At 64.8% G+C, this 7,864-nt stretch carries 6 protein-coding genes; 4 read left to right on the top strand and 2 right to left on the bottom strand.

The features are described from left to right. Positions 1-849: LysR family transcriptional regulator (locus ACO6D5_RS28770; RefSeq protein WP_485827280.1), on the bottom strand; the 849-nt coding region annotated here is incomplete at its 3' end. 139 nt (positions 850-988) lie between these two features. On the opposite strand from ACO6D5_RS28770, the gene ACO6D5_RS28765 reads away from it, so the two are divergent. The 3 genes from ACO6D5_RS28765 to ACO6D5_RS28755 all read left to right on the top strand — a co-directional run bounded on the left by ACO6D5_RS28765 (position 989) and on the right by ACO6D5_RS28755 (position 5,249). Beyond that, on the top strand, positions 989-2,125 hold the full coding sequence (locus ACO6D5_RS28765; protein WP_315526845.1) for an iron-containing alcohol dehydrogenase: 1,137 nt from the start codon (positions 989-991) through the stop codon (positions 2,123-2,125). 90 nt (positions 2,126-2,215) lie between these two features. Beyond that, positions 2,216-3,550 (top strand): MFS transporter, encoded by a 1,335-nt coding sequence (locus ACO6D5_RS28760; protein ID WP_485827279.1) that lies wholly within the window; start codon positions 2,216-2,218, stop codon positions 3,548-3,550. A gap of 103 nt (positions 3,551-3,653) precedes the next feature. Then, on the top strand, positions 3,654-5,249 hold the full coding sequence (locus tag ACO6D5_RS28755) for an aldehyde dehydrogenase (NADP(+)) (protein ID WP_485827281.1): 1,596 nt from the start codon (positions 3,654-3,656) through the stop codon (positions 5,247-5,249). Between the two features lie 50 nt (positions 5,250-5,299). On the opposite strand, the gene ACO6D5_RS28750 is transcribed toward ACO6D5_RS28755, so the two are convergent. After that, on the bottom strand, positions 5,300-6,688 hold the full coding sequence (locus ACO6D5_RS28750; protein ID WP_485827278.1) for an MFS transporter: 1,389 nt from the start codon (positions 6,686-6,688) through the stop codon (positions 5,300-5,302). Positions 6,689-6,862: 174 nt separating this feature from the next. Here ACO6D5_RS28750 and ACO6D5_RS28745 point away from each other — a divergent pair, with 174 nt between their 5' ends. Further along, positions 6,863-7,747, top strand: coding sequence for a LysR family transcriptional regulator (locus ACO6D5_RS28745; RefSeq protein ID WP_485827277.1), 885 nt, complete (start codon positions 6,863-6,865; stop codon positions 7,745-7,747). Positions 7,748-7,864: the final 117 nt, after the last annotated feature.

Here is a 7,864-nt window from a genome sequence, read left to right as displayed (position 1 = left end):
CGGGGCGCCCTTGCGAAACACCAGCTCGTAAGGCTCACTGCGCGACTTGAGCGTCAACGCCAGGGCGCCGACCAGACCATTGCGGCAGAAATAGTTGGCCAGGTCTTCCGACACCAGCGCCACCAGATCGGTATTGCGGCTTAGCAGGGTAAGCGTCGCCAGCGCCGACGTGGTTTCGATCAGGTGCAAGGGAAAGTTCAGTTCCGCTTCATGGAATTCCCGCTCCAGCAACCGGCGCATCGGCATGTGGGCGCGATAGACCACCCAACGGCTATCCTGCAATTCACGCAAATCCACCGCGTCAGCGCCCATCGCCGAATGGCGCACGTTGGCGATCACGGCCAGGGATTCGGCTTTCACGAAAAGCGATTCATAGACGTCCGGATTTCGGCTGACGGAGGATCGGCAGATCGCCGCGTCCAGCCGGCCACGATCAATCAGACCCAGCAGCGTTTCGCTCGTGTCCTCCACGATTTCCACGGACATGCGCGGCTGCTGACGCAGCAATTGCGTCACCGCATCGGTCAGCACCGGCACGGCACCCATGATGGTGCCGATGGCCAGGCGTCCGCCTGCACCGCTCGCGATCGCATCCAGTTCGTGTCTTAGCTTGTTGATGTCCGCCTGGATCAGACGCGCAAAGCGCAATGCGCACAGCCCGGCCTCCGTAGGGATTAACCCTCGATTGGTACGCGCAAACAGCTCCACCTGCAAGGTCTGTTCAAGCTCGCGGAGAGCCTTGCTGGCGCCGGGTTGGGTAAGACCGATTTTGTCTGCCGCCCCCAGCAGGGAGCCGCACTCCTCAATGGTGATGAGCAGCCTGAGCTGCTTGGCATGCAGGCGCGACATGACGGAATTCAGGCTAGGCGACAGGTTTGCCATGAATAAAAGTTATAGCTGTATGGAAACTCGTCAGTGTACCGAAACGGGCCCCATGCCTAGACTCGCACTTCTTATCTGGTTGAGATGAACGAGGAGTAGCGGCACCATGGCACTGATCAATTACGTGACCGAAATTCACTTCGGCGCCGGCGTCCTGGCAGACCTGAAGGAGGTCTGCAACCGCCTGGGTATTACAAAACCTTTGATCGTGACCGATCGGGGAGTGGAGGCGGCCGGCATTATCGATCGCGTGAAGTCGGCCCTGGGCAACGCCAGCTTCGCGGTGTTCAGCGATACCCCCCCAAACCCGTCGGAAACGGCCGTGCGTGCCGGCGTGGCAAGCCTGAAGAACGCGGGCTGCGATGGTGTCGTTGCTGTCGGCGGCGGTTCTTCGATCGACCTGGCCAAGGCCGTGGCCGTGTCTGCACGCCATGACGGCGCGCTGCGCCAGTTCGCCTTGATCGAAGGCGGCATGCAGAACATCACGGCGGCCACGCTGCCCATCGTCGCCGTCCCAACGACGGCAGGCACCGGCAGTGAAGTCGGCCGCGGGGCGATCATCATTCTGGAAGACGGGCGCAAAGTGGGCATTCTTTCGCCGCACGTGATTCCCAAGGTCGCCATCTGCGACCCGGAACTCACGTTGGGTTTGCCCGCTGGACTGACGGCCGCCACGGGCATGGACGCCATCGCCCACTGCATCGAAACCTTTCTTGCCCCGGCCTTCAACCCGCCGGCCGACGGCATTGCCCTTGACGGCCTGTGGCGCGCATGGCGCCACATTGAAGTGGCGATGGACGAGCCGGCCAACATCGAGGCGCGCGCCAATATGATGAGCGCGTCTTTGCAGGGGGCGCTGGCCTTCCAGAAGGGCCTGGGCTGCGTGCACAGCCTGAGCCATTCCCTGGGCGGCATCAACCCCACATTGCATCACGGCACCCTCAACGCCATCCTGCTGCCGGCGGTGGTGCGCTTTAACCGTGGCGCGGAAACCGTCGCGCGGGAAGACAAGATCGCCCGCCTGCAACAGGCGATGGGCCTGTCCGCCTCGCAGTCAGTGGAAGAGGCGCTGGTGACCAAGTCGCGTGCCTTGAACCTGCCCACCGGCCTGGGCGAGCTGGGCGTCACCGAAGCGCTCTACGAGCGCATCGTCAAGGGCGCGCTGGCGGACCACAGCCACCGTACCAACCCGCGTGAAGCCAGTGCCGACGACTACGTGGCGATGCTGCGGGCCTCTACGTAAAGCGCCTGGCGCCCTCCCAATGCAATAAGACCCATCCCGCATCCGCATGGGATGGCGATTTTCCATGAACAAACCTAATGAGGTGGAGACATGAGCACCCTATCCGTCAACGGCGCCGGACTGTCGGCAGCTGATAAAGAAACCATGGTCCCGGAATCCGAGCGCCGCCGCGCGCTCATGGGCAGTGCGGTGGGCAGCACCATCGAGTGGTACGACTACTTCCTGTATGGAACCATGTCGTCCATCATTTTTGCCAAGCAGTTCTTCCCCAGCGACAACGCGCTGGTGAGCCAGATGATGGCGCTGGCGACGTTTGCGCTGGCGTTTCTTGTCCGTCCGCTGGGGGGCGTCATCTTCTCGCATATCGGCGACCGCGTCGGCCGCAAGAAAACGTTGGCGATGACGCTGTCGATGATGGGCTTGTCGACGGTGCTGATGGGCCTCTTGCCCAATTACGCGCAGGTGGGGTTGGCTGCGCCCATCCTGCTGACGCTGCTGCGCCTGATGCAGGGCCTTGCGCTGGGCGGTGAGTGGGGTGGGGGCGTGCTGCTGGCCGTGGAGTATTCCCCGCGCAAGAAGCGCGGCTTCTACGGCGCCGTTCCGCAAACCGGCGCCGTGCTGGGGCTTGCGCTGGGCAACATCATCACCTCGCTGCTCAGCGCCAGCATGAGCGAAGAGGCCTTCCAGTCCTGGGGGTGGCGCATCCCCTTTGTGGGCTCGATCGTGCTGGTGATGGTCGGCATGTGGATCCGCAACGCCGTGGGCGAAACCCCTTCGTTCAAGAAAATCCAGGCCACGCGCAGCAGCGCCCGTATTCCGCTCAAGGAAACCTTGCAGCACCACTGGCGGGAAGTGTTGATCGCGATCGGCGCGAAGGTCGTGGAAACGTCCACCTTTTTTCTTTATGCCACCTTCACCATCTCGTACATGATGGACCACGGGTTCGCCCGCTCGACGATCCTGAACATCGTGCTGGTCTGTGCATTGATCGCCTTTCCGGCCATGCTGTTCTTTGGCCATCTTTCCGATCGCATTGGCCGCAAGAAGGTATTCATCGGGGGCAGCGTCGCCTTTTTGGTATGGATCTTCCCGTACTTCTGGTTGCTGGACCAGAAGTCGGTCTGGGCTGCCGGTCTTGCGATCGCCGTGGGCTTTGGCGTCATCTGGGCAAGCTACGGCGCGATGATCGGCACGCTGCTGGCCGAAGCGTTCCCCCCGGCCATTCGCTATACCGGCATGTCGCTGGGCTATCAGATCGGCGCAGCGCTTGTCGGCGGGCCGATGCCCTTGATCGCCACCGCCCTGATTGCCTATTTCAGCGGCAGCTATGTACCCGTCGTGCTGTTCCTGGCCGCATGCGCCGTCGTGTCCATCATTTCCGTGGCGGTCGCCCGCGACCGTAGCGGTCAGCCGTTGGACGACTGATTCGTCGTTTCTCTTGCAACGATCCCTTCTTCGTGCGCTGCGGCGCCATGCCGCCGGCAGTGCGCGAAAGAACTTCATTCATTCAGAACCAAGGAGTCCCTTCATGCAGATCACTGGAGAGATGTTGATCGGCCATGCCGCAGTACGCGGCACGGGCGGCACCCAGCGTGCTTTCAATCCGGCGTTGAACGCAGAGATTTCAGCGCCGGTCTTCGGCCTGGGCACGCACGCGGAGGTCGAGCGCGCCGCACAATTGGCCACGGCGGCGTTTGACCCCTATCGCAGCCTGCCTCTCGCGCGCCGCGCAGAATTCCTTGAGGCGATCGCCGACGAGATCCTGGCGTTGGGGGACGAACTCATCGACCGCGCCCATGCGGAAAGCGGCCTGCCCCGGGCGCGCCTGACCGGTGAACGGGGACGCACCATAGGCCAATTGCGCCTTTTCGCGCAGGTGGTGCGGGATGGCCACTTCCTCGGCGCTACTGTCGACACGGCCCAGCCCGAGCGCCAGCCGCTGCCACGCCCGGACCTGCGTCTGGTGAAAGTCCCGCTGGGGCCGGTGGCCGTGTTCGGCGCCAGCAACTTCCCGCTCGCGTTCTCGGTGGCGGGCGGCGATACGGCATCGGCCTTGGCTGCCGGCGCGCCGGTGATCGTCAAAGCGCATAGCGCCCACCTCGGCACCTCGGAGCTGGTGGGACGGGCCGTGCAGAAGGCGGCGCGTCGCACGGCTATGCCCGAGGGCGTTTTCTCGCTGCTGATCGGGGCCGGCCGCGAGATCGGCGAGGCGCTGGTCGCACATCCGGCCATCAAGGCCGTGGGTTTCACGGGCTCGCGCCAGGGCGGCCTGGCGCTTGTCAACATCGCCAATGGCCGGCATGAGCCGATTCCGGTGTATGCGGAAATGAGCAGCATCAACCCCGTATTCGTGTTGCCTTCGGCGCTCGCGGCTCGCACGGACGCGATTGCGCAGGGCTTCGTCGAATCGCTCGTCCTGGGCGCGGGCCAATTCTGCACCAATCCTGGCCTGGTGCTGGCCATCGACGGCCCGGACCTCGATCGTTTCATCGCCAGCGCGGGCAAGGCGCTTGCTTCCAAAGCGCCGCAAGTCATGCTGACGCCGGGCATCGCCTCGGCGTACCGCAAGGGGCGCGAACAGGTGCAGGCGGTGCCGGGCGTTGAGACCGTGGCAAGCGGCGCCGCTGCCGAGGCCGAGTCCCACGCCGCCCAGGCAGCGCTGTACGTCACGGATGCGCGGAACCTGCTGGGGCACGACGCGTTGCAGGCCGAAATGTTCGGCCCGGCCTCCCTGATCGTGAAGGCGCGCGACCTGCAGGAGTTGCTGCAGGTCGCGGAGCATCTGGAAGGCCAGCTTACCGCGACGTTGCAGATCGATGAGCCGGATCTGGCTGCGGCCCGCAAGCTTGTCCGCGTGCTTGAGCGAAAGTGCGGCCGTATCCTCGCCAACGGCTTTCCGACGGGCGTGGAAGTCAGTCACGCCATGGTGCACGGCGGGCCGTTCCCGGCCACGTCCAATGCGGCGCACACTTCGGTCGGGGCAACCGCCATTGACCGCTTTCTACGGCCGGTCTGCTATCAAGACTTGCCGGACGCCTTGCGGCCGCAGGCCTTGCAACAAGACAATCCGCTGTCGATCTGGCGGCTGATCGATGGGATGCCGACCCGGCCGCGGGGCATTTGACGGGAGGGTCCGAGCCAGGCGCAGGCCGATAATCGGCCTTGCCGCCTGGCTCACGATGCCGCCAACGCGTGCCTGGCGTGGCGCGTGATGAGCTCCAGCATGCCGCTGGCCATGCTCCCCGCCAACGCGAACGCCACTGCCGCCCGCAAGGCCCAGGTGGCGCCGACGTCGGGGCTGAAGGTAAAGCAAGCGGCCACACACGCCGCGCCCATCGTCTGCCCCAATAACCGGGCCAGCCCGGATAAGCCGCTTGCCACGCTGGCGCGATGCGTGGGCACGGTGATCATGATGAAACGCTGATTGGGCGACAGGAACAGGCCGAACCCCGTGCCGCACAGCGCCATCGGCATCATCACCGCCCACATCGGCGCGCCGGCCGGCAGCCAGCTCACGCACAAGAGGCCGGCGGCCAGCAGCGCCAGGCCGATCACGCCAAGCCAGCCGGCTGACATACGGTCCGACCATTTTCCGGAGAACGGCGCCAGGCAGGCGCCCATTACCGGCCAGGGTGCGATCAGCATTCCCACCTCGGCGATGTCGCGTCCCAGCGTCTGGGACCGCAGGAAAGGCAGCGCCACCATGGCCGCGCCCTGCGCCGCGAAAGCCAGCACGCAGATCAGCACCGCCACCGAGAAGCGCGGCAGACGCAGCAGGTCCAGCGGCATGATCGCGTGCGCGCTCATGCGCTCGCGGCGCAGCAGTAGCGCCCAGCACCCCACACCTAGCGCCCAGATCATGGCAACGCCCCAGTCAGGCCGCGCCACGCGCTCCAGGCCCAGGACAGTCAAGCCGAAGGCCAGCGCACACAACAGGGCCGCGCCCGCATCCAGCGCGTGGCCATCGCCCGGCGACCTGGGCAAATAGCTGCTGGCCAAGGCCAGCGCGATCAGGCAGAACGGCACGTTCACATAGAACAGCCAATGCCAGCTAAGCACCGTCAACATCGCCGATGCGAGGACCGGCCCGCCCGCCAGCGAGGCCGCCGCGATCATGGCATTCAGTCCCATGCCCCGGCCCAACTGTTCTTTCGGATAGATGGCGCTGACCAGCGCCATGTTGCAACCCATCAGCGCCGCGGCGGCTAAGCCCTGGACCGCCCGCGCCGCCTCCAGCGACCATAGCGACTGTGCCGCGCCGCACCAGATCGACGCCAGCAGAAACAGCCACAGCGCCGGCATGAACACCCGGCGATGCCCGATTTTGCCGGCCAGGGCCGCCAGGGGCAGCATCGTCGCCACCATCACCAGCTGATAGATCGTGACCACACCGATCACGTCCGAGGCGTCCACGCTGAGCTGCGACGCGATCGACGGCAGCGCCGTGTTCGTCATCGAGGTATCGAGCGTCGCCATCGAGATCGACAGGGATACGGCCAGCATCGCATAGCGGCGGGTAGCGGGCGTCAACGGGGTAGGAGAGGCAAGAGCGGAAGCAGGCATCACGACACACGGAAAAAGGGATCGGCGCCCAGTATGAAAGTCACGATCCTTGCGGTGAATAGCAAAATCCGTAAATCAGCCTTGCAGATATGAAATACTGGAACGGCAGGAACATCTGCGAAAAAGCGTCGAGAGTGAGGGGAGGATGAGGGGATGGTGACGCGATCGGAAGGCATGGCGCTATTGGTGGCGGCCGTTGACCAGGGCAGTCTTAGCGGCGCCTCGCGCGTGAGCGGGATTTCGCTGGCTTCGGTCAGCCGGCGCATCAGCGCGCTGGAGGAACGCCTGGGCACGCGGCTGCTTGTCCGATCGACCCGAATCCTTAGGCTGACCGAGGCGGGACAGCGCTATTACACCGAGGCCAAACGCCTGCTGGCCGAGATGGACGAACTGGAAAGCAGCATGCAAATCGAGGCTGCCGAGCCTTCGGGCCGCTTGCGTGTCACCGCCCCCACGCTGTACGGCCGGGTCCACCTGCAACCCTTGCTCGCGAAGTTCCTGGTGCTGCACCCCAACGTGACGCTGGACCTGCATCTGATAGACCGCCCCGTCAATCTGCTGGAGGAGGGGATAGACCTGGCCGTGCTGGTCGGCGAGCAACCTAGTTCCAGCCTCGTGGCCCGTCGCCTCGGATCCATCCGCTGGGTGCTGAGCGCCGCGCCCGACTACTTGGCGCGGCACGGCGTGCCCGCCAGCCTGCAGGACCTTCTGCAACACGACGGCCTCGTCTACAGCCACCTGGCGACGGAAGAGATGTGGACGCTGATGGAAAAAGGCAAACCCACGACCGTGCGAATGCGTACACGGATGCGCTCGAACACGGTGGATGGCGTCGTCGCCGCCGCGGCGGCGGGAGCGGGTATCGTCTACGCGCCCGCGTGGGCCATCGCCGAGCATGTCGCGGCTGGCCGGCTGCTGCCATTGCTGTCGGAAACGGAAACCCCGCCCAGGCCGGTGTTTGCATTGATGACCCATCAGCGGTTGATGGCTGGCAAGGTGCGATCGCTGGTGGAATTTCTGGCGAAGAACCTGACGGAAAAATCGTTGAACGAACTTTGAGACGGGCAGCGGCCCGGGAGGCCGCTGCCCATCGTTCAGGTCGAGACAGCACGTTCAGCTGAGTGTTGCCCTCCGCGTCCCGCGCATCCAGTCACCCTCAATACCGCCACCGCACGT

It is taken from the genome of Achromobacter sp. (assembly GCF_057314935.1).
This window is presented reverse-complemented; position numbering and strand designations above follow the sequence as displayed.

Excerpts from the sequence above, each read along its gene's own strand:
- ACO6D5_RS28765 (WP_315526845.1), top strand. The coding sequence starts at position 989 with ATGGCACTGATCAATTACGTGACCGAAATTCACTTCGGCGCCGGCGTC.
- ACO6D5_RS28760 (WP_485827279.1), top strand. The coding sequence starts at position 2,216 with ATGAGCACCCTATCCGTCAACGGCGCCGGACTGTCGGCAGCTGATAAA.
- ACO6D5_RS28755 (WP_485827281.1), top strand. The coding sequence starts at position 3,654 with ATGCAGATCACTGGAGAGATGTTGATCGGCCATGCCGCAGTACGCGGC.
- ACO6D5_RS28750 (WP_485827278.1), bottom strand. The coding sequence starts at position 6,688 with ATGCCTGCTTCCGCTCTTGCCTCTCCTACCCCGTTGACGCCCGCTACC.
- ACO6D5_RS28745 (WP_485827277.1), top strand. The coding sequence starts at position 6,863 with ATGGCGCTATTGGTGGCGGCCGTTGACCAGGGCAGTCTTAGCGGCGCC.